Raw genomic sequence first — 21,321 nt, forward strand, 5'->3', positions numbered from 1 at the left:
CTGCGACAGCAGAGTCCGTAAGCGTGCCTGTGGATCTATAAACAATGTCCTCTCGGAGTCTTTCCTGCACTTGCTTTTGCGGCCGGTTTTTTGCCAGTCGCACTCAAATTTCATCAATGTACGCCTCAAAAATTTGGGGACAACTGACAAAAAATCTTCTCACAAAATCAGGTACAGAAAGATTCCGAGAGAACATAACACAAATAAGGAGGACCAAGACTATGAAATTAGTATACGCCATTGTACGCAATGATAATGAAGATGATGTAGTAAGCCTTTTAAACCAGAATCACTACAGTGTGACCAGATTGTCTACTACCGGTGGTTTCTTAAAAAAGGGAAATACAACATTAATGATCGGTGTAGAAGATGAGAAAGTAGAAGAGGTGATCTCCCTGATCAAGCAGGAGTGTGGACAGCATCAGAAGCTGACTGTAAATATGCCTTATATTTCCGGTACTGCTATGGTAAATTATGCTACTATGCCTATGACCGTAGAAGTAGGCGGTGCTACGATTTTTGTTATCAATGTAGACCACTACGAGAAAATATAGCCATATAACTGGAAAAGTATGAAAAAAAGTGCAAGATTTCGTTAATTTCAGCTTGTTTCCGCAAGGGCCTACGTATATAATAAGGTTATATGCTTCAACATAAGGAAAGGGGTAAATAAGATTATGGCAGTAATCGACATTATCAAAGAAAAAGCAAAAGCAGACAAAAAAACTATCGTTCTTCCAGAGTCCATGGACCGCAGAACATGGGAAGCTGCTGAGAAAATTTTAAAAGAGGGACTTGCTAACCTGATCATCATCGGTACACCAGAGGATATCGGCGAACACAGCAAGGGCTTAGATGTTTCCGGCGCAACCATCATCAATCCACAGACCTATGAGAAGACCCAGGAATATATCGATCTTTTCGTTGAGTTAAGAAAAGCAAAAGGCATGACTCCAGAAAAAGCAAAGGAGACCATCTTAGGAGACTATGCTTACTATGGCTGTTTAATGATCAAGAACGGTGATGCTGACGGTATGGTATCTGGTGCCTGCCATTCTACAGCAAATACCTTAAGACCTTGCTTACAGGTTATCAAGACCAAACCAGGAACCAAGCTGGTTTCCGCATTCTTCTTAATGGAAGTTCCGGACTGCGATCTTGGCGATAATGGTACATTTGTATTCGCTGACTGTGGTCTGAACCAGAACCCAACTCCAGAAGAATTAGCAGCAATTGCTGTTTCTTCCGCTGAGAGCTTCAAGATGTTAGTAGGACATGAGCCTAAGGTTGCTATGCTGTCCCATTCTTCCAAGGGAAGCGCAAAGCATGCTGATGTAGACAAAGTAGTAGAAGCTACCAGATTAGCTAAGGAAATGGCTCCTGAATTAGCACTTGACGGTGAACTGCAGTTAGATGCAGCTATCGTTCCTGAGATCGGCGCTTCCAAGGCTCCAGATTCCAAGGTTGCCGGACATGCCAATGTACTGGTATTCCCAGACCTGGATGCTGGTAATATTGGTTATAAGCTGGTTCAGAGACTTGGTAAAGCAGCTGCTTACGGTCCAATGTGCCAGGGTATTGCCAAGCCAGTAAACGATCTGTCCAGAGGATGCTCTGCTGACGATATCGTAGGTGTTGTTGCTATTACAGCTGTACAGTGCCAGAACAACTAATTATTAATAAATATACAGGAGAATCACCTATTATGAAGATTTTAGTTATCAACTGCGGAAGCTCTTCTTTAAAGTATCAGCTGATCGATATGGACAACGAAAGCATTGTTGCTAAGGGTCTTTGCGAAAGAATCGGTATTGAAGGCTCCAAGCTGACCCATCAGCCGGCAGGCAAAGATAAATATGTGGTTGAAAGCCCAATGCCAAACCACACTGTAGCCATCAACATGGTTATGGAGGCTTTACAGGACAAAGACCACGGCGTTATCACAAATACAGATGAAATTTCTGCTATCGGACACCGCGTACTGCACGCTGGCATTGTTTACAGTGAGTCTGTAGTAGTAAACGAGGATGTTAAGAGAGTTATCCGTGAGTGCTTTGACTTAGGACCTCTGCACAACCCGGCTAACTTAATGGGTATTGAGGCTTGTGAAGAAGCTATGCCTGGTAAGCCAAACGTAGCAGTATGGGATACCGGATTCGGTATGTCCATGCCAGAGAAGGCTTATATGTACGCTATTCCTCATGAATACTATGAGAAATACAGTATCCGTCGTTATGGCTTCCACGGAACCAGCCATATGTTTGTATCCGGCGAGGCTATCAAGTTCGGCAACTTAGATCCAGAGAAGGCAAAAGTTATTGTTTGCCACTTAGGAAATGGTGCCAGCGTATCTGCTTCTATTGGCGGCAAGTGCGTAGATACCAGTATGGGACTTACTCCTCTTGAAGGCCTGATCATGGGTACCAGAAGTGGTGACGTTGATCCTGCTGTTGTTCAGTTCATCTGCAACAAGGAAGGAAAAGATGTAAATGAAGTTCTGAACATCTTAAATAAAAAGTCTGGCGTATTAGGTATGAGCGGTGGCATCTCCAGTGACTTCCGTGATATTGAGAAGGCAAAGGAAAGCGGAAATCATCTGGCAGCAGTAGCTCTGGATGCATTTGTATACCGTGTTGCTAAATATGTAGGTGCTTACACAGCAGCTATGAACGGCGTAGATGCTATTGCATTCACTGCTGGAGTTGGTGAGAATGATAAGGTTACCAGAAAGAATGTTTGCGAATACTTAGGTTACTTAGGCGTTAAGATCGATGATGAAGCTAACAACGTAAGAGGAGAGAGAAGAATCATCTCTGCTCCAGATTCCAAGGTAAAAGTTATGCTGATCCCAACCAACGAAGAGCTTGCGATCGCAAGAGAAACTTTAAGACTGGTAAAATAATACTTTGTAATAGTTTATCCATACTTTCTCTTTAGCTGAATATGGAAATAAGAAGATGTTATGAATGAACTGCAACAAATGTTACAATTTTTTCAGAAAAATTTGTTGACAAACCCGGTGCGCCTATGTATAATAGCATAGGTGCATATCAAGGAGTTATGATATGCTGATTAATTTATCAGAGCTGTTCCCTGTTGAAGGGAAATCCAAAACCTATACTGTTCCATTGGAAATGACACATTTTAAAGGATCTGACTGTTCTTATAAAATTGTGGAAAAAGAGCCGGTGACTCTGGTTGTCACTAACCAGGGAGAGCGGGTATTGACTGTGGCAGGAAAGGCTGTTTTAAGTCTTGAAATGCCATGTGCCAGATGCTTAGATTCGGTAATAGTTCCTTTTGAACTGGAGATCGACCAGGAGCTGGATATGAATCAGACGAAGGAAGACCGCATAGAAGCTTTGGATGAGCAGTTCTATATTAATGGTTATAATCTGGATGTCGACCAGCTGGTTGGTAATGAGTTAACCCTGAACCTGCCTATGAGAGTTCTCTGCAGTGATAACTGTAAGGGAATTTGCAATAGATGTGGCACAAATCTCAACCGAGGGACTTGTGACTGCGACAACAGGTCACTGGACCCAAGAATGTCAGTTATCCAGGATATTTTTAAACAGTTGAAGGAGGTGTAAACCATGTCTATTTGTCCAAAGAATAAATCTTCTAAAGCCAGAAGAGACAGCCGTAGAGCAAACTGGAAGATGAGCGCACCAAACCTGGTTAAGTGCAGCAAGTGCGGAGCCCTTATGATGCCTCACAGAGTATGCAAGGCTTGCGGAAGCTACAACAAGCGCGAAATCGTTAATACAGCTGAATAATCTGTAAAAACAAAGATTAGAGGATTCTGAGATTGGTTTCAGGATCCTCTTTTATTATTGCCAAAAGGAATTTCACCCCACCCTTTCACAGATGGGGTGAAATTCACAGAAAAACGTATTGATTTATGATACGACATCTAGTATATTAATAACTGTATTGCGAAACCGAAAGGAGAGTCTTTTATGATCAAAATCGCTGTAGACGCTATGGGCGGAGATCTGGCACCAGTTGAAATGGTTGCAGGAGCCATAGAGGCGGTACAGGCAAAACCAGGGATCCAGGTGCTTTTGGTAGGTCAGGAAACTGTAGTAAATGCAGAACTTTCAAAATATACTTACAATAAAGAACAGATCCAGGTGGTGAACGCCACAGAAGTGATCACCACAGAAGAACCGCCGGTAAATGCCATTCGCAAAAAGAAGGACTCCTCCATTGTGGTAGGCATGAATCTTGTAAAGAATAAAGAAGCAGATGCTTTTGTATCCGCGGGAAGCTCAGGTGCCATCTTAGTAGGCGGACAGGTGATCGTAGGAAGGATAAAAGGTGTGGAACGTCCACCTTTAGCACCTCTTATCCCTACTGAAAAAGGTGTATCACTGCTTATCGACTGTGGTGCTAATGTAGATGCCAGACCTTCTCATCTGGTACAGTTTGCGCAGATGGGTTCCATCTATATGGAACATGTAGTCGGCATCAAAAATCCGAGAGTTGCTATCGTAAATATCGGAGCAGAAGAAGAAAAAGGAAATGCTCTTGTAAAAGAGACATTCCCTCTTTTGAAAGAATGTCCGGATATCAACTTTATTGGCAGCATTGAAGCCAGGGAAATCCCACATGGCGGAGCAGATGTGATCGTCTGCGAGGCATTTACAGGCAATGTGATACTTAAGCTTTACGAGGGCGTGGGAGCTACACTGATCCACATGGTAAAACAGGGAATGATGGCCACACTAAGAAGCAAGATCGGTGCGCTTTTAGTCAAACCAGCTTTAAAAACCACATTAAAGGCATTTGATGCCAGCCAGTACGGCGGAGCACCATTGTTAGGCTTAAAGGGCTTAGTAGTAAAAACCCACGGAAGTTCAAAGCGTACAGAGGTACGCAATTCCATCATCCAATGTGTAACTTTCAAGGAACAGCAGATCAATGAAAAGATAAAAGAGTCCTTGACAGTTGGAAACGGAAAAACAGAAGAAATCAAAGAATAAAGATCTAAGAAAGAGGAGCTAAGAAATGGAATTTGAGAAATTACAGGGAATTATCGCAGAAGTGTTGAACATTGAGCCGGAGGATGTGACAATGGCAGCTACGTTTGTAGATGACCTGGGTGCGGACTCTCTGGACATTTTCCAGATCATCATGGGAATTGAAGAAGAGTTTGACATTGAGATTCCAAATGAGGCTGCAGAACAGATCGTTACCGTTGGGGACGCAGTTGAACAGATTAAGAATGCACTGAACTAAATGGCAGGAATCCAGGGCTGTTATATAACAGCCCTTTTGTGTTGCTATACAATGTCCTTTCGGCATAAAATTTCCGGGAGAACATTACATCCGCAAGGAGGATACGATATTATGAATATACGGTTAAAAGAACTGGAAGATAAAATTTCTTATCACTTTCAGGACAAAAATTTACTGACACAGGCGCTGACTCATAGTTCCTATGCAAACGAACACCGCCTGGACCACAATCACTGTAACGAGCGTTTAGAATTTTTAGGCGATGCAGTCCTTGAAATCGTTACCAGCGATTTTCTCTATCATAAATATACTGATAAACCAGAAGGCGATCTGACCAAGATCAGAGCCAGCATCGTATGTGAACCTACACTGGCATATTGCGCTGAAGATATCCAGCTGGGAAGCTATCTGTTTTTAGGCAAAGGTGAAGATGCTACCGGAGGAAGGAACCGCAATTCTGTTGTTTCAGACGCTATGGAAGCTGTTATCGGAGCCATTTACCTGGACGGTGGTTTTGCTAGTGCAAAAGAGTACATTCACAGGTTCATCTTAAATGATATTGAACATAAGCAGCTCTTTTATGATAGCAAGACTATCTTACAGGAGATCGTACAGGGGCGTCAGGACGGGGAACTGACCTATGAAATACTGAAAGAAGAAGGTCCTGATCACAATAAGTCCTTTGAGGTACGTGCTCTTGTAGGTCCTAAAGAAGTCGGCCGCGGAAAAGGCCGTACAAAGAAAGCAGCAGAGCAGTTAGCTGCCTACAATGGTATTTTAAAACTTAAGGCGGGTGAAGCATGTATTTAAAAAGCATTGAGATCCAGGGATTTAAATCCTTTGCCAATAAACTGCTTTTTGAATTTCATAATGGTATCACCGGCATTGTAGGTCCAAACGGAAGCGGAAAGAGCAATGTTGCAGATGCTGTCCGCTGGGTATTAGGTGAACAGCGTATTAAGCAGCTGCGTGGTGCCAGCATGCAGGATGTAATCTTTTCCGGTACAGAGCTTAGAAAACCCCAGGGGTTTGCCTATGTGGCCATAACTCTGGACAATGCAGATCATCAGCTGGCTATTGATTACGATGAAGTAACAGTTTCCAGGCGTTTATACCGTTCCGGTGAAAGTGAGTATATGATCAATGGCAGTGCCTGCCGGCTGAAGGATATCAATGAGCTGTTTTATGATACAGGTATCGGCAAAGAAGGCTATTCCATTATCGGACAGGGACAGATCGACAAGATATTAAGCGGCAAACCGGAAGATCGCCGTGAACTTTTTGACGAGGCTGCAGGCATTGTAAAATATAAGAGACGTAAATCCATTGCCCAGAAAAAGTTAGAAGATGAGCAGGCCAATCTGGTGCGGGTAAATGACATATTATCAGAGCTGGAAAAACAGGTGGGGCCCTTGGAACGCCAGTCAAAATCTGCAAGAGAGTATCTTCAGTTAAAAGAAGAATTAAAGCTATGTGAAGCAAACCAGTTCCTTTTAGATACAGAAAATACTCAGGGGCAGTTAAAAGCAGTAGAAAACCGCAGACTCTTTCTTTCAGGAGACGTGGAAGAAACCCAGAAAAAAGCTGATGATCTGCGAAAAGAATATGATGCATTAGAGGAAAAGCTGTCTAAACTGGATGAAACACTGACTGCCAACCGAAATGCCTTAAATGAGGCCGCTATGGCAAAAAGCACCAACGAAGGACAGATCAACGTTCTCCGGGAACAGATCCATACAGAAGAGGCTAACGAAGAGCATTATAAAAGCCGTAAAGATGCTATTGCTAAAGATCTGGCTCATTATGAAGAGCAGCTGGCATCTTACAAGAAAGACCGGCAGAATGCACAGGAAAAGGCAAATGATACTGGAAACCGGCTAGAAGCTGCTAAAGAACAGCTGTTAAAAGCAGATCACACGATCCAGGATTTAGAAAATGTCATCGAACAGGCAAAAAGTGGCATTATCCAGGCATTAAATGAAAAAGCAGGTCTTACTGCCAGACAGCAGCGCTATGAAACTATGCTGGAGCAGGTAAATTTGCGGCGCAGTGAGGTTTCACAGAAGCTTCTCCGCTTTAAAAGTGATGAATCTGTCCAGGATGAAAAGATAAATCAGGAAAAAGCTTCTTTAAACAGGATACAGGAGCAGTTAGAAACTGCACAGTTTGCAGCCGAAGAGGCAGAAGAAGCTATGAACACTGCCCAGAAAGAAGTCCAGCGGTTAAATAAAAACTTAAACAACACCCAGCAGGAATACCATATGGCACATACTAAACTGGAATCCCTGAAAAATCTTGCAGAGCGCTATGACGGCTATGGAAACAGTATCCGCCGTGTGATGGAAGTAAAGGACCGCATTCACGGCATACGGGGCGTTGTTGCTGATATCATCAGCACAGAAAAAAAGTATGAAACTGCCATTGAGACAGCTTTAGGCGGCAGTATCCAAAATATTGTCACTGATTCTGAAGAAACAGCGAAAAGGCTGATCGAATACTTAAAAAAGAATAAATACGGTCGTGCCACCTTCCTTCCCCTTACCAGTGCAGGAAAGAACCAGTCACCGTTTCCAAAACCGGAAGCATTAAAAGAACCTGGTGTTTTAGGACTTGCAAGCAGTCTTGTGCAGGCATCCGGGGAGTACGAAGGCCTGATCCGCTATCTTTTAGGTCGCGTAGTAGTAGCTGATACCATTGACCATGCTATTAGTATTGCCAGAAAATATCATTATAGCCTGCGCATTGTCACACTGGAAGGCGAACTTTTAAATGCAGGTGGATCCATGACCGGTGGCGCTTTTAAAAATACCAGCAATCTTCTGGGAAGACGCAGAGAGATCGAGGAACTGGAAAACTCCTGCAACAGATATTTAAAACAGGCAGACAGTATCCAACAGGAATTAAGCCTTCAGGAAGCAGAAGCTTCCGAAAAAAAAGAAGAGGCAGACCGACTTAGAAAAGAAATACAGCAGCTAGCATTACAGGAAAATACCATCCACATAAACATTTCAGCACTTGAAAACAAAAAAAATGAGATTGCTGATTCGTCTACAGATCTGGTAAATGAACATGCCCAGTTAGAGGAACAGATCCGTGAGATCAACCAGAGCCGTTCGTCCTTAACAGAAGAAGCCGATAAACTAGAAAAGCGTAACAAAGAGTCAGAAGCCCTGATCAGTGAAAAAACAAATGTTTTAGAGCAGGAAAAAACAAACAGGGAAACCTATTCTTCTCATTTATCCAGTCTGCAGTTAGAATGTGCTGCTTTAGACCAGCAGCTGGCATTTACCAGTGAAAATGAAAAGCGTGTAAATGGTGAGATACAAAAGTTAAAAGAAGAGGATTCTTCCCTGGAAGAGGGAAAAAAAGACTCCAGACGTGCTATTGAAGAAAAAGAGGCAAGGATCAAAGAGATACAGGAACAGATCCATACAAGCAGCGAAGACAACAGCCGGTTAGAAGAGAGGATCCTCAAAATCTCTGAAGAAAAAGATGCTGTTTCAAAGCAGCAAAAAAATCTGTTCCAGACAAGAGAAGATATCTCTGCCCGGCTTTCTGATCTTGATAAGGACTTATTCCGTGTACAGGCACAGGCAGAAAAACTGGAAGAGCATCTGGAAAATCTGGCTGCCTATATGTGGTCTGAATATGAAATGACCTTAAGCCAGGCAAAAGAGCTTAAAAAAGAGGATTTTTCCTCTCTCCCTGAGATCCGCAGACAGATTGAAGAATTAAAGGGGAAGATAAAGGCCCTTGGAAATATCAATGTAAATGCCATTGAGGATTACAAGGAAGTGTCAGAGCGCTACGAGTTTATGCGTACCCAGCATGAAGACCTGGTAATGGCACAGGCAGAATTGGAAAAGATCATAGAAGAGCTGGATACAGGTATGCGTCGTCAGTTTGACGAGAAATTCCGCGAGATCCGTGCTGAGTTTGACAAGGTATTTAAGGAGCTTTTCGGCGGTGGCCGCGGTACCTTAGAGCTTTTGGAAGGAGAAGATATCCTGGAAGCAGGTATCCAGATCATTGCGCAGCCACCTGGCAAGAAGCTTCAGAATATGATGCAGCTTTCCGGCGGTGAAAAGGCACTGACTGCTATTTCCCTGCTGTTTGCTATCCAGAATTTAAAACCGTCCCCATTCTGCCTTTTAGACGAAATAGAGGCGGCGTTAGATGACTCAAACGTAGACCGTTTTGCAGGATATCTGCATAAGCTGACCAAAAGCACGCAGTTTATCGTGATCACCCACCGACGAGGTACCATGATGGCTGCTGACCGTCTTTATGGTATCACCATGCAGGAGAAGGGTATTTCCACCCTTGTTTCTGTTAATCTTATAGAAGACAGTCTGACAAATTAGAAAAACGGGAGAACATATCAATATGAAGGAGGAGCTGACCTATGGCAGAAGGTAAGAAAGGATTTTTTGGCCGACTGGTAGAAGGACTTACAAAGACCCGAAACAATATTGTATCCGGGATCGATTCTATTTTCAGCGGATTTTCCGCCATTGATGATGATTTTTATGAGGAGATCGAGGAAACACTGATCATGGGAGATCTGGGGATCCAGACTACCATGGCCATTGTAGAAGATTTGCGAAATAAAGTAAAAGAGCAGCATATTAAGGATCCTGAACAGTGCAAAGAGATCCTGATCAACAGTATTAAATCCCAGATGGATCTGGGTGAAAATGCCTATGAATTTGAAAACAGAAAATCAGTTGTCCTGGTGATCGGTGTCAATGGCGTTGGAAAGACTACTTCTGTAGGAAAACTGGCCGGACAGTTAAAAGACCAGGGCAAAAAAGTTATTTTAGCTGCAGCAGACACTTTCCGTGCTGCCGCTATTGAACAGCTGACAGAATGGTCCACCAGAGCCGGTGTTGATATTATCGCCCAGCAGGAAGGCTCTGACCCGGCAGCTGTTATCTACGATGCTGTAGCTGCTGCAAAATCCAGAAAAGCGGATGTGCTGATCTGCGATACAGCAGGCCGTCTTCATAACAAGAAAAATCTGATGGAAGAGTTGAAGAAGATCAACCGCATTATCGATAAGGAATATCCAGATGCTTATCGGGAGACTTTAGTTGTTTTAGACGGAACCACCGGACAGAATGCACTGGCACAGGCAAAACAGTTTATGGAGGTCGCTGATATCACAGGTATCATCCTTACCAAGCTTGACGGTACTGCAAAAGGAGGTATTGCCGTTGCCATCCAGTCTGAACTGGGAATCCCTGTTAAATATATCGGTATTGGCGAGAAGATTGATGATCTGCAGAAATTCGATGCAAATGATTTCGTCAACGCACTGTTTCATGTACAATCTTGAATTTAACAGGATAAAGTGTTATAGTTATACATGATAATCAATTTTAGGAGAATACTAGCATGGAAGAACTCACATTAGAAAAATTTGAAGAGGCCTCTGAAATCGTTAAAGAGGTCACCCTGGAAACAAAACTGGTCTATAGCGAATATTTTTCTGCACAAACCGGAAATAAAGTATATTTCAAGCCGGAAAACATGCAGTATACCGGTGCTTATAAAGTAAGAGGTGCTTACTACAAGATCAGCACGCTGACAGAAGAAGAGAAGGCAAAAGGGTTGATCACCGCTTCTGCTGGAAACCATGCACAGGGTGTTGCATATGCAGCAAAACTGGCTGGCGTTAAGGCAACCGTAGTCATGCCTACAACAACTCCCCTGATCAAGGTAAACCGCACCAAGGGCTACGGGGCAGAGGTTGTTCTTGCAGGTGATGTATTTGATGAGGCATGTGCATATGCTTATAAGCTGGCAGATGAGCATGGTTATACTTTTGTACATCCATTTGATGACCTGGCAGTTGCAACAGGCCAGGGATCCATTGCCATGGAGATCATCAAAGAGCTTCCTACAGTAGATTATATTTTAGTCCCCATCGGCGGCGGCGGTCTCTGTACCGGCGTTTCCACTCTGGCAAAACTGTTAAATCCAAAGATCAAGGTCATTGGTGTAGAACCTGCAGGTGCTAATTGCATGCAGGAATCTTTAAAAGAGGGACATGTATTGACCCTTCCCCAGGTAAATACCATTGCAGATGGTACTGCAGTAAAACGTCCTGGTGAGAAACTCTTCCCATACATCCAGCAGAATGTAGATGACATCATTACCATTGAAGACAGCGAATTGATCGTTGCTTTCCTGGATATGGTAGAAAATCATAAGATGATCGTAGAAAATTCAGGACTTCTTACTGTAGCTGCCTTAAAGCACTTAAATGTGGAAAAAAAGAAAATAGTTTCTATACTAAGCGGTGGAAATATGGACGTGATCACTATGTCTTCTATCGTTCAGCATGGCCTGATCCAGAGAGACAGGATCTTCACTGTATCTGTTCTCCTTCCTGATAAACCAGGCGAACTGGCAAAGGTAGCAGAACTTCTTGCAAAAGAACATGGCAATATCATCAAGCTGGAGCATAACCAGTTTATCAGCATCAACAGAAACGCTGCTGTAGAGCTTCGTATCACCATGGAAGCATTTGGTACCGACCACAAGAACCAGATCGTTACCGCTCTTACAGATGCGGGATATCGTCCAAAACTTGTAAAATTTAAAGGCGCTTACAACGAGATGTAAGCAATTTTGTGAGCAAAAGCGTGTCTGATGGACGAAATAGAAGTCAGATGCGCTTATGTCCGTTTACAAAGGAAGTATTAGGGGAATCTGTACAAATGAATCATTCTGCTGATGAAACAAGGGCTTCTTTAACTGCTAATCTGCGCTATTTTACAAAATGGAGTCTGATCGCACTTTTGATCGGAGGTATAGGAGGACTGATTGGAAGCCTGTTTTCCATGGGAGTCAGTTTTGCCACAAACTATCGTCTGGCCCATCCATGGATGCTTTATTTTCTTCCTGTTTCTGGTATTCTCATTGTATGGCTTTACCATACCTTTCACGAAGAGGGAAACCGGGGCACTAATATGGTCATTGAGTCTATTTCTTCCAATGAGCATGTTACACCGGCTACAGGACCATTGATCTTTATTTCTACCATACTGACCCACATTGCAGGCGGTTCTTCCGGCCGTGAGGGGGCAGCCCTTCAGCTTGGTGGAAGCCTTGGAAGCCTGATCGGAAATGTAATACATTTGGATGAAAAGGATAAAAAGATCGCAATTATGTGCGGCATGAGCGCTGTATTTTCTGCCTTATTCGGAACACCAGTGGCAGCTGCCATTTTCTCACTGGAAGTGATCAGTATCGGCGTTCTGTATTATGCTGCTTTAGTCCCCTGTATCTTTTCTTCTTTTATAGGAGTGGGGATTGCCAGGTGTATGGGCCTTCCAGGGGAACATTTTACTGTGTTGTCTATTCCGCCTGTACATATTTCAAGTGTAGGATGGATCATTTTATTAAGTGCCGTCTGTGCTGTGGTAAGTATTGTATTTTGTCTAATGCTTCACGGTGCAGAGCATACATACAAAAAACTCCTTCCCAATCCCTATGTGCGTATTCTTGCAGCCAGTGCCATTTTTATCCTTCTGACATTGCTTATAGGTACCAGAGATTACTGTGGCAGCAGTATGCCTCTCATTGAGCGCAGCATGGAAGGTGAGATCAGATATGAGGCTTTTATCTTAAAAATGCTTTTTACTGCCATTGCCCTTGGTGCCGGCTTTAAGGGCGGTGAGATCGTGCCTACTTTGTGTGTAGGCGCTACGCTCGGCTGTGCTTTTGGTGAGATCACCGGTTTTGCCCCCTCTCTATGTGCAGCCTGCGCTATGACTGCCATGTTTGCAGGTGTGACCAACTGCCCGATCACTTCTTTAGTGATCGCACTGGAGCTGTTTGGGTATGAGGGAATGGAATATTATTCTATTGCCATTGCTGTTTCTTTTGCTTTATCCGGCTATTATGGACTGTATGCCAGCCAGAAATTCGTATATTCCAAAACAAAAACAGAATTTATCAACCGCAGGTCTAATAAATAACTGATTCTTAGCAGTCCGGTTGAATAGAAAACAGGAGATGATAAACGTGAAAAAACGAAATTATATAATTTTTGTAAGCCTTACAGCAGGTCTTGTTCTTACCCAGCTTTCCGGTTGTTCTTCTTCCAAAGTGAAAGAGACCTCAGCCCAGGAAACCACAGTCGCCCCAACAGAAGCCGAAACAGCATCTATCCCGAATCCAATGGAAGAGGTGGGGAATGAGCAGGATTTTGAAGCTATGGGTGTCCATATGGTCGCTCCGGCAGACGGGGAAAATAAGCAGTTTTTTATTATAAACGGCGAGGTGGCTGAGATTTCTTTTAGTGAAAATGGAGTTTCTTATTGTTATCGTGCTTCCAACACTGCTGAAGATTTTGCCGGTATTTTTGAGCGCTTCAAAGATGATATTCTGGTTGTAAGCTGGAAATCCGGGGATGCAGCAGGTGAAGCCCAGGTAAAAACCACAGAAAGCGGCGGAAGACTGGCATCCTGGTCCTGGGGCAGCACAGGTTATACTTTGTATACTGCATCTGATATTTCCGATGAGGACTGCACAAATATCGTGACCAATTTAATGGAATTAAGTTATCACGAATAATGGGGCTAAATCACACCTGTAGGAGATTATTTTATGCTTCAGTTAAAGGATTTTATGCCTGTGAATTTCTTAAAAAAAGAAAAATACACAGGCAGCTGCAAAGGCATGCGTTTTCGCATGGAAAAATTTGAAAAAGAAGGAGCGGACGCCCCCATTCTCCGGGTCAGCGTATGGCCGGAGCCTTATAGTTTTGACTGCACACCAGAGGAAGAAAAAGAATTTTTAGAATGTTCTTTTGATGCAGATGGCATTGCAAAGGGAGTAGACTGGATCAATGAACGGTATGAGTCAGAGCTTCCACGATGGAAAAAGGTCAGCCGTCTGTAAAAATGCCAAAGTCCAGGAAAAGTTTTTTGAAAATTTCTGCTTTATTAACAAAATTTCAATTTTCTGTTGACATTCTATTTTTTTGCCCATATAATGAGCCACATAGAAAGCGCCGGTGCTTAATCCCCGGTGCTTTTTGCGCATTAAAATTAGTTTTTACGTAAGAACAGTTTTGCACAAAGAGGTGCATTGCCAAAGCCAGGTACCGGCGGGCAATGCACCTTTTTGCATTAATATGTTCTATCGGAGTCCCACAAGATCAGACACAGAAAGATTCCGGAAGAACATGTATGTATGAGGAGGCAATATTATGGAATTTTCAGCAGTTAACACAATATGGGTCCTTGTAGGCGCAGCTCTGGTATTTTTCATGCAGGCTGGTTTTGCCATGGTTGAGACTGGATTTACAAGGGCGAAAAATGCAGGCAACATCATTATGAAGAACCTTATGGACTTTGCCATTGGAACCCCCCTTTACTGGATCACCGGTTTTGGTATCATGTTTGCAGGCAGCGGTGCCCTGATCGGTGGCTTCGATCCTTTTGTAAGAGGTGACTACAGTGCCATCCTTCCTGCATATCTGATCTTCCAGACTGTATTCTGTGCCACAGCAGCAACCATTGTTTCCGGTGCTATGGCAGAGCGTGCAAAATTCATTTCTTACTGTATTTACAGTGCAGTGATCAGTGCAGTTGTTTATCCTATCTCCGGTCACTGGATCTGGGGAGGTGGCTGGCTGGCCCAGTTAGGCTTCCATGATTTTGCAGGTTCTACCGCTGTTCATATGTGTGGTGGTGTTGCAGCTTTTATTGGTGCAAAGATCCTGGGACCGAGGATCGGAAAATACGATAAAAACGGAAAGCCAAAAGCAATCCTTGGACATAGCTTAACTCTTGGCGCTTTAGGCGTATTTATCCTCTGGTTCTGCAGCTGCTGCTTCCACAAATACAGCCGGTGCCAAGCTTACTAAAGTGGTCATGATCTTTAACCAGAGCCGTTTTGTAGCTTTAAAAGAAGCCCTGACAGAGCTTGGAGTAACCGGTATGACTATAACACAGGTCATGGGCTGTGGAACCCAGAAAGGACATACCAATTATTACAGAGGTATTAAAGTAGAAGAAGCTGCCCTTCTTCCAAAGATCAAATTAGAGGTTGTAGTAAGTAAAGTACCTGTAGAAGATGTGATCTCTCTTGCAAAAAAAGTACTTTATACCGGTCACATCGGCGACGGAAAGATCTTTGTCTATGATGTAGAAAATGTGGTAAAGGTGCGTACCGGAGAAGAGGGATATGATGCTCTTCAGTGTGATTGAAACCCCCTTATAAAGTACATTTCACTTGAATTTCCTCCTGTTTCATGTATAATGGTTCACAGAAAGCTTTTCTTAAGGCGAAAGCAGAAAGCTTTTTAACCAGCATGTTTCAGGAGGAGTTTTTATGCTATTAAATGCAGTACGGGGTTTCTGCATGGCACTGGCTGACAGTGTTCCAGGTGTTTCAGGCGGAACCATTGCTTTTTTACTTGGTTTTTATGATGAATTTATTAATTCTTTAAACGATATGATCGGAAAGGACAATACAAAGCGCAAAGCAGCCCTTATTTTTCTTATTAAACTGGGAATTGGATGGGTCATCGGCTTTGGTGCTTCTGTTATGGTCCTTTCTTCTCTGTTTCAGGCACACATCTATGAGATCAGTTCTGTATTCCTGGGTCTTACTTTGTTTGCCATTCCCCTGGTAGTAAAAGAAGAGTGGGACAGTATACATGGAAAAGCCGGCTGCCTTATTTTTACTCTGGCCGGCACAGTTCTGGTATTTTGTATTTCTTATTTTAATACTTCAAATAGAGACGGGATCTCTGTAAATTTTGAGCATCTGACTGTAGGCCTTGGGCTTTACCTGTTTTTTGCAGCCATGGTTGCCATTACCGCCATGGTGCTTCCGGGAATTTCCGGTTCTACCCTGCTTTTGATCTTTGGCCTTTACGTACCGGTAATCAATGCGATCCATGAATTTATGCATTTAAACTTTTCCTATTTTCCGGTTCTTGTGATCTTTGGTCTGGGAGTGCTTACAGGCATCATTGCCATTATCAGGATCATTAAGAACTGTCTGGCTAATTACCGTTCCCAGACTATTTATATGATTTTAGGACTGATGATCGGTTCTTTATATGCCATTATCCAGGGGCCTACAACTTTAGATGTACCGCAGCCTCCTATGAACATTTCCACCTTCCATATTGGGTTCTTTATCCTGGGTGCTGTGATATTAGGGGCTTTGGAGTTTTTGAAAACACACCTTGAAAAACAGGATGGAGGAAGAAAATGATGTTAAAACAGCTGAAACGAATGGGCTTACTGGTGCTTACCTGCGCTGTCAGCCTCTTTACTATATCCTTATGTGCTTTTGCAAAGCCGGACTGGCCTCTTGATACAGGCTGCCAGTCAGAAGCCGGGATTGTTATGGATATGGACTCCGGAGCCGTTTTATTTGCCCAGAATATCCATGTGCAGAAATACCCCGCCAGCATTACAAAGCTGCTTACAGCTCTGGTAGTAGTGGAAAATGCCTCCATGGATGACCAGGTAACATTCTCCCATGATGCTGTTTATAATGTAGAGGATGGAAGTGGAAATAAGCTGCAGTTAGAAGAGGGGGATGTCCTTTCTGTAAAAGACTGCCTGTATGTTATGCTCCTTCAGTCCTCTAACCAGGCTGCCAATGCACTGGCAGAGCATGTGGCAGGCAGCAGAGAAGCTTTTGCCGGCATGATGAATGAAACTGCGGCTTCTTTAGGATGCCGCGAAAGCCATTTCGTAAATCCATCTGGTTTAAATGATCCTGAGCAGCTTACTTCTGCTTACGACATGGCCCAGATCGGGTCAGCTGTTTTTAATAATCCTGCTTTATTAGAGATCTGTTCATCTACTAGTGCCACACTGCCGCCTACCATCAACAATCCAAACGGCAGGACCTATTCTATGGAGCATAAACTGGTAGTAACAGATAATTCTGAGGATGAAAATTACTATCCAAGTGCTGTTGCGGGAAAGACAGGTTATACCTCCCTTGCCGGACAGACCTTAGTTACTTATGCCAAACAGGATGACCGCCGCCAGGTAGCTGTTACTTTAAAGAGTACCCAGAGAACCCATTATTCAGATACAAAAACCATCCTGGATTTCGGTTTTGCCCGTTTTAAAAATGTTTCTGTAGCAGAAAATGAAACTGCCTATGTAACAGGAGATGATCCTGTGACCATTGGTGATACGGCCTATAAGCCATCTGACCTGTATTTAGATGAGAAAGCAGTGATCACTCTGCCAAATGATGCCCAGTTTTCCGATGCAGACCAGTATCTTCAGACAGAGATACCTGCAAGCCATCCTGAGGGAGCTGTAGGACGTCTTATCTATACATACAATGACCGCCAGATCGGTGTTGCCTGGCTCTACAGCACAAATGCAGTTTCAGCCGCTGCTTCTGATGAAAGCAGCGAAAGTACAGAAAATACTGATCCTGCCGAAACAAATACTACAGATGATAATAAAAACGGTACGCCATCTGACGTGAAAGATGCAAAGAAAGATAAAAAACCTTTGAAACTGACAAAGGGTGCCTGGATCACAGTTGGAATAGTTGCAGCAGTTCTTCTGGTGGTATTGCTCATTTCCTGGATCATGATCCAGAGAAAGAAAGAAGAAGAGCGCATGCGCATCCTTCGCGAGAAGCGCCGCAAGAGACTGGCTGATATGGGATGCAGTGAAGAAGAATTTGAACGCCTTGTAAATGAGCGTAAAAATGCTTTAAAAGAACGTCCTCTGCCGGAACCGGATGAGGAAGAAATAGAAGAAGCTGAAAATGATGTCATTGAACCTTATCTGGATGAAGAGGACGAGCCAGATAAAACGTCTGAGGAAATGGATGAGATCCAGAATGACTCTTTTGAAGAAGATAACGATCCCAAGGAGGACAAGTAATGGGATATTTTCCCTTCTATATGGATATTGAAGGAAAACTGTGTGTCATTGCAGGAGGAGGAAAGGTTGCATACCGCAAGGTATGTGACCTGCTTCCTTTTGGTGTGTGTATCAGAGTTATTGCACTGGATTTTAACGCTGAGCTGGAAGCCTTATGCAAGGATACTTTCCGCACTCAGGGCCGTCTGCAGCTTAACAGACGGCTTTTTTCCATAGAGGATATAAAGGAGGCCGACTTTGTAATCGCTGCTTTATCAGACGAAGCTTTAAACAACCAGATCTCTGCTTACTGCCGTGAAAACAAAATACCTGTCAATGTAGTAGATGTAAAGGACAGATGCAGTTTCATCTTCCCGTCTATGATAAAAAAAGGACCGGTAACTGTTGCTATTTCCAGTGGAGGCGCAAGCCCCGTTCTTACCAGACTTTTAAAAGACCGTATGAAACAGGTGCTGCCGGAGCAGACAGAAGGTATTGCAGAACAGCTGGGAAACCTGAGAAAAGAGATTTTTTCCCTTTTTCCGGATCTTTCCACAAAGAGAGCCGCTGTTTTTACAGAACTGGCAGAACTGGCACTGGATCAGGAGAAAACTTTAAAGGAAGATCAGATCCGGCAGATTATCCTGAAATATAGAAACCAGGAATGATAAAAACCAGATTTTTTTGAAAGCAACAAAATAAATTTTAACGAGGAACAATATGACAGACTATACATTACGGATCGGAAGCCGAAAAAGTGAACTCGCACTGAAACAGACCTATATCATAGAACGTCTTTTAAAAGAGGCATACCCGGATCTGAAAACTAAGATCATTACTTCCGACACACTGGGAGATAAAAACCTTACAAGCCCCTTGCAGTCCTTTGGCGGAAAGGGTGTTTTCGTATCAGAATTAGAAGAAGCCCTTTTAAGTGGACAGATCGACCTGGCAGTCCACAGTGCCAAGGACATGCCTGCAAAGCTGGATAATGGTCTTTGCATTGCTGCGGTATCCACACGGGAATATCCGGGAGATGTATTACTGACCAGAAAAGACACAAAACTGGATCATTTAAAGGGAAATTCTTTTGTTGTAGGAACTTCCAGTCCAAGAAGACAATGTTTCTTCAAGGAATATTGGGAGTATTTATGGAAAGTAAACGGGTCTGGCCCGGCTCCGGAACTGACTTTTGAAACTTTGCGTGGAAATGTGCATACCCGATTAAAGAAATTGAAAGATGGTCTTTATGACGGTATTATCCTAGCACAGGCGGGACTTGCAAGACTGGGGATAACAGAAAGTGATGACCTGTGTTTTTATCCCTTAGATCCTGAGCATTTTATTCCCGCCGGTGGCCAGGGGATCCTAGCTGTAGAAGTTAAAGAGGGAAGTCCTGCTGCCAGACTTTGTGAAAAAATAGATGTCCCTAATGCCCATATCTGTCTGAATGCAGAGCGTGGGGTACTGGCCTCCTTAAATGCAGGCTGCCACGAACCTATTGGCGTATACGCCCGGATAGAAGAAAATAAACTCATTCTTCAGGCTGCAGGGGCTGTTTCCGGCCCATCTGGTGATGGAGTAAAACATATCTGCATCACAGGCTCTTGTGAGAAAAATGAGCTTTGGCGTATGATAAAAGAAATCAGGAAAGGATTGGGACGAGAATGAAAAAAGGCTTTGTTTATCTCGTTGGCGCAGGTCCCGGAGATCCCCGGCTGATCACATTAAAAGGCAAACAGATCCTGGAAGACTGCGATGCAGTGGTTTATGATCATCTGGCATCTACTGCCTTTCTTTCCTGGGTTCCATCCCACTGCCGTATTCTGTATGTAGGCAAGCAGGCCGGTCATCATTTCATGAAACAGGAGCAGATCAATGAGCTGCTTATTAAGCTGGCCTCAGAAGGCTTAAAAGTAGTCCGTTTAAAAGGCGGTGATTCCTTTGTATTTGGCCGCGGTTCAGAAGAAATCCTGGCATTAAGGGAACATGGGATCAGCTGGGAGGTAGTTCCCGGTATCACTTCCTGTGTTGCAGTGCCGGAACTGGCGGGGATTCCTGTAACTCACAGAAATGTAAGCCGCAGCTTTCATGTGATCACCGGTCACACCTTAAAAGGCGCCCAGTCAGAAAAAGAACTGGCTTCCTACGGAGCCTGTGAAGGAACCCTGGTATTTCTTATGGGACTGAACAACCTGAATACCATTTCAGCAGGCCTGATAAAAGGCGGAAAACCAGCAAATACACCGACAGCAGTGATCGAAGACGGTTCCCTTAACAGCCAGCGGGTAATAAGGGGCACACTTAAAACCATTTATGAACAGACGGTAAAAGCAGAGATCAAAACACCAGCCATCATTGTAGTAGGGGAAACAGCTGCTTTTGATCTTTTACCAGATAAAACACAGGATCAGGCAATAAAAACAGATACGAAACCCTTAACAGGACTTACAATTGGAATAACCGGTACTGCCTCCTTTACTAACCGGTTGGAAACTGCCTTAAAAGCCCAGGGAGCAAAAACCATCCCTGTTATGGAAATGGAGGTCATTGCAGAGAAAACCTTAAAGGAAACCTCGCTTACCTGCCTTTTAAAAGAAAAACCCGGCTTTACCTGGCTGGTTTTTACCAGTGTAAACGGAGTAGAACTTTTTTTTGATACATTTTTAAACAAAGAACAGGGGGATCTGCGTCTTTTAGGAAAACTGCGTTTCGCAGTGATCGGAAAAGCAACCAGACAGGCTTTACAGGCCCATGGTTTTTATGCGGATCTGATGCCGGAAAAATATTGCAGTGAAAGCCTGGCAAAAGAGCTTATAAAAGTTTTAACTCCTTCTGACCGCGTCCTCCTGGCTCGTTCTAGAAACGGCAGTATAAAATTGAGCAAAGAATTAGAAAAACAAGCTATTTTTTATAAAGATCTGGCGTTGTATCATGTAAAAGGGAAACCTCTTGCAGATGATATGCTTCTTTCACAATGCACCCATCTGGTCTTTGGCAGTGCATCTGGTGTAAAAAGCTTTTTAAAGAAATTTACAATCCCGGAAACCACAGCTGTATTAGCCATCGGGCCGGTGACCAGTGACGCATTAAAAGAAGCAGGGATAACGCCGGATATGGAAGCTGGATCTTTTGATATCCCGGGCATTATAAAGAGGCTTACCCAGGAAAAAACTCAGTAAAAGAGTACATCAAAAACGAA

At 43.4% G+C, this 21,321-nt stretch carries 21 protein-coding genes; all 21 read left to right on the forward strand.

From position 1 onward, the window contains the following. The first annotated feature begins 221 nt into the window (after positions 1 to 221). The 21 genes from OGM16_14725 (at position 222) to cobA (ending at position 21,301) form a co-directional block, all read left to right on the forward strand. Positions 222 to 554, forward strand: a complete 333-nt coding sequence (locus OGM16_14725; GenBank protein UYJ46040.1) for a cyclic-di-AMP receptor — start codon at positions 222 to 224, stop codon at positions 552 to 554. Positions 555 to 677: 123 nt separating this feature from the next. After that, positions 678 to 1,673, forward strand: coding sequence for a phosphate acetyltransferase (gene pta, locus OGM16_14730; GenBank protein ID UYJ46041.1), 996 nt, complete (start codon positions 678 to 680; stop codon positions 1,671 to 1,673). Positions 1,674 to 1,705: 32 nt separating this feature from the next. Then, positions 1,706 to 2,902 carry an acetate kinase gene (locus tag OGM16_14735; protein ID UYJ46042.1) on the forward strand — a complete coding sequence of 399 codons (1,197 nt, stop codon included), beginning with the start codon at positions 1,706 to 1,708 and terminating at the stop codon, positions 2,900 to 2,902. 163 nt (positions 2,903 to 3,065) lie between these two features. Beyond that, positions 3,066 to 3,593, forward strand: coding sequence for a DUF177 domain-containing protein (locus OGM16_14740; protein UYJ46043.1), 528 nt, complete (start codon positions 3,066 to 3,068; stop codon positions 3,591 to 3,593). Positions 3,594 to 3,596: 3 nt separating this feature from the next. Next, a complete protein-coding gene (gene rpmF, locus OGM16_14745) occupies positions 3,597 to 3,779 on the forward strand; it encodes a 50S ribosomal protein L32 (protein UYJ46044.1) in 183 nt (60 codons plus the stop codon). 183 nt (positions 3,780 to 3,962) lie between these two features. Further along, the gene (gene plsX / locus OGM16_14750; GenBank protein ID UYJ46045.1) at positions 3,963 to 4,988 is read left to right on the forward strand and encodes a phosphate acyltransferase PlsX; all 1,026 of its coding nucleotides are present in this window, start codon (positions 3,963 to 3,965) and stop codon (positions 4,986 to 4,988) included. A 25-nt stretch (positions 4,989 to 5,013) separates the two neighbouring features. Beyond that, positions 5,014 to 5,244, forward strand: a complete 231-nt coding sequence (gene acpP / locus OGM16_14755) for an acyl carrier protein (protein ID UYJ46046.1) — start codon at positions 5,014 to 5,016, stop codon at positions 5,242 to 5,244. A gap of 111 nt (positions 5,245 to 5,355) precedes the next feature. Continuing rightward, a complete protein-coding gene (gene rnc / locus OGM16_14760) occupies positions 5,356 to 6,054 on the forward strand; it encodes a ribonuclease III (GenBank protein ID UYJ46047.1) in 699 nt (232 codons plus the stop codon). Further along, positions 6,045 to 9,608: a chromosome segregation protein SMC gene (gene smc / locus OGM16_14765; GenBank protein UYJ46048.1), complete on the forward strand. Its 3,564-nt coding sequence runs from the start codon at positions 6,045 to 6,047 to the stop codon at positions 9,606 to 9,608. The genes rnc and smc overlap by 10 nt, the downstream gene beginning before the upstream one ends. Positions 9,609 to 9,649: 41 nt before the next feature. Beyond that, a complete protein-coding gene (gene ftsY, locus OGM16_14770; GenBank protein UYJ46049.1) occupies positions 9,650 to 10,582 on the forward strand; it encodes a signal recognition particle-docking protein FtsY in 933 nt (310 codons plus the stop codon). Positions 10,583 to 10,641: 59 nt separating this feature from the next. Beyond that, complete coding sequence (gene ilvA, locus OGM16_14775; protein UYJ46050.1) at positions 10,642 to 11,874, forward strand: threonine ammonia-lyase; 1,233 nt, start codon at positions 10,642 to 10,644, stop codon at positions 11,872 to 11,874. Between the two features lie 95 nt (positions 11,875 to 11,969). Then, the gene (locus OGM16_14780; protein UYJ46051.1) at positions 11,970 to 13,232 is read left to right on the forward strand and encodes a chloride channel protein; all 1,263 of its coding nucleotides are present in this window, start codon (positions 11,970 to 11,972) and stop codon (positions 13,230 to 13,232) included. Positions 13,233 to 13,269: 37 nt separating this feature from the next. Beyond that, complete coding sequence (locus OGM16_14785) at positions 13,270 to 13,830, forward strand: DUF4297 domain-containing protein (GenBank protein UYJ46052.1); 561 nt, start codon at positions 13,270 to 13,272, stop codon at positions 13,828 to 13,830. A 33-nt stretch (positions 13,831 to 13,863) separates the two neighbouring features. Beyond that, on the forward strand, positions 13,864 to 14,157 hold the full coding sequence (locus tag OGM16_14790) for a hypothetical protein (GenBank protein ID UYJ46053.1): 294 nt from the start codon (positions 13,864 to 13,866) through the stop codon (positions 14,155 to 14,157). A gap of 310 nt (positions 14,158 to 14,467) precedes the next feature. After that, the gene (locus tag OGM16_14795; protein ID UYJ46054.1) at positions 14,468 to 15,127 is read left to right on the forward strand and encodes a hypothetical protein; all 660 of its coding nucleotides are present in this window, start codon (positions 14,468 to 14,470) and stop codon (positions 15,125 to 15,127) included. A gap of 7 nt (positions 15,128 to 15,134) precedes the next feature. After that, a complete protein-coding gene (locus tag OGM16_14800) occupies positions 15,135 to 15,470 on the forward strand; it encodes a P-II family nitrogen regulator (protein UYJ46055.1) in 336 nt (111 codons plus the stop codon). Positions 15,471 to 15,624: 154 nt separating this feature from the next. Next, positions 15,625 to 16,488 carry a DUF368 domain-containing protein gene (locus tag OGM16_14805; protein UYJ48476.1) on the forward strand — a complete coding sequence of 288 codons (864 nt, stop codon included), beginning with the start codon at positions 15,625 to 15,627 and terminating at the stop codon, positions 16,486 to 16,488. A gap of 20 nt (positions 16,489 to 16,508) precedes the next feature. Then, positions 16,509 to 18,140 (forward strand): D-alanyl-D-alanine carboxypeptidase, encoded by a 1,632-nt coding sequence (locus tag OGM16_14810; GenBank protein ID UYJ48477.1) that lies wholly within the window; start codon positions 16,509 to 16,511, stop codon positions 18,138 to 18,140. Further along, positions 18,140 to 18,787, forward strand: a complete 648-nt coding sequence (locus OGM16_14815) for a bifunctional precorrin-2 dehydrogenase/sirohydrochlorin ferrochelatase (GenBank protein UYJ46056.1) — start codon at positions 18,140 to 18,142, stop codon at positions 18,785 to 18,787. The genes OGM16_14810 and OGM16_14815 overlap by 1 nt, the downstream gene beginning before the upstream one ends. Positions 18,788 to 18,839: 52 nt before the next feature. Continuing rightward, positions 18,840 to 19,790, forward strand: coding sequence for a hydroxymethylbilane synthase (gene hemC / locus OGM16_14820; protein ID UYJ46057.1), 951 nt, complete (start codon positions 18,840 to 18,842; stop codon positions 19,788 to 19,790). After that, positions 19,787 to 21,301 carry a uroporphyrinogen-III C-methyltransferase gene (cobA, locus tag OGM16_14825; GenBank protein UYJ46058.1) on the forward strand — a complete coding sequence of 505 codons (1,515 nt, stop codon included), beginning with the start codon at positions 19,787 to 19,789 and terminating at the stop codon, positions 21,299 to 21,301. The genes hemC and cobA overlap by 4 nt, the downstream gene beginning before the upstream one ends. Positions 21,302 to 21,321 lie beyond the last annotated feature (20 nt).

The sequence above is a fragment of the Lachnospiraceae bacterium genome, from assembly GCA_025758065.1.
Classification (GTDB): domain Bacteria; phylum Bacillota; class Clostridia; order Lachnospirales; family Lachnospiraceae; genus Enterocloster.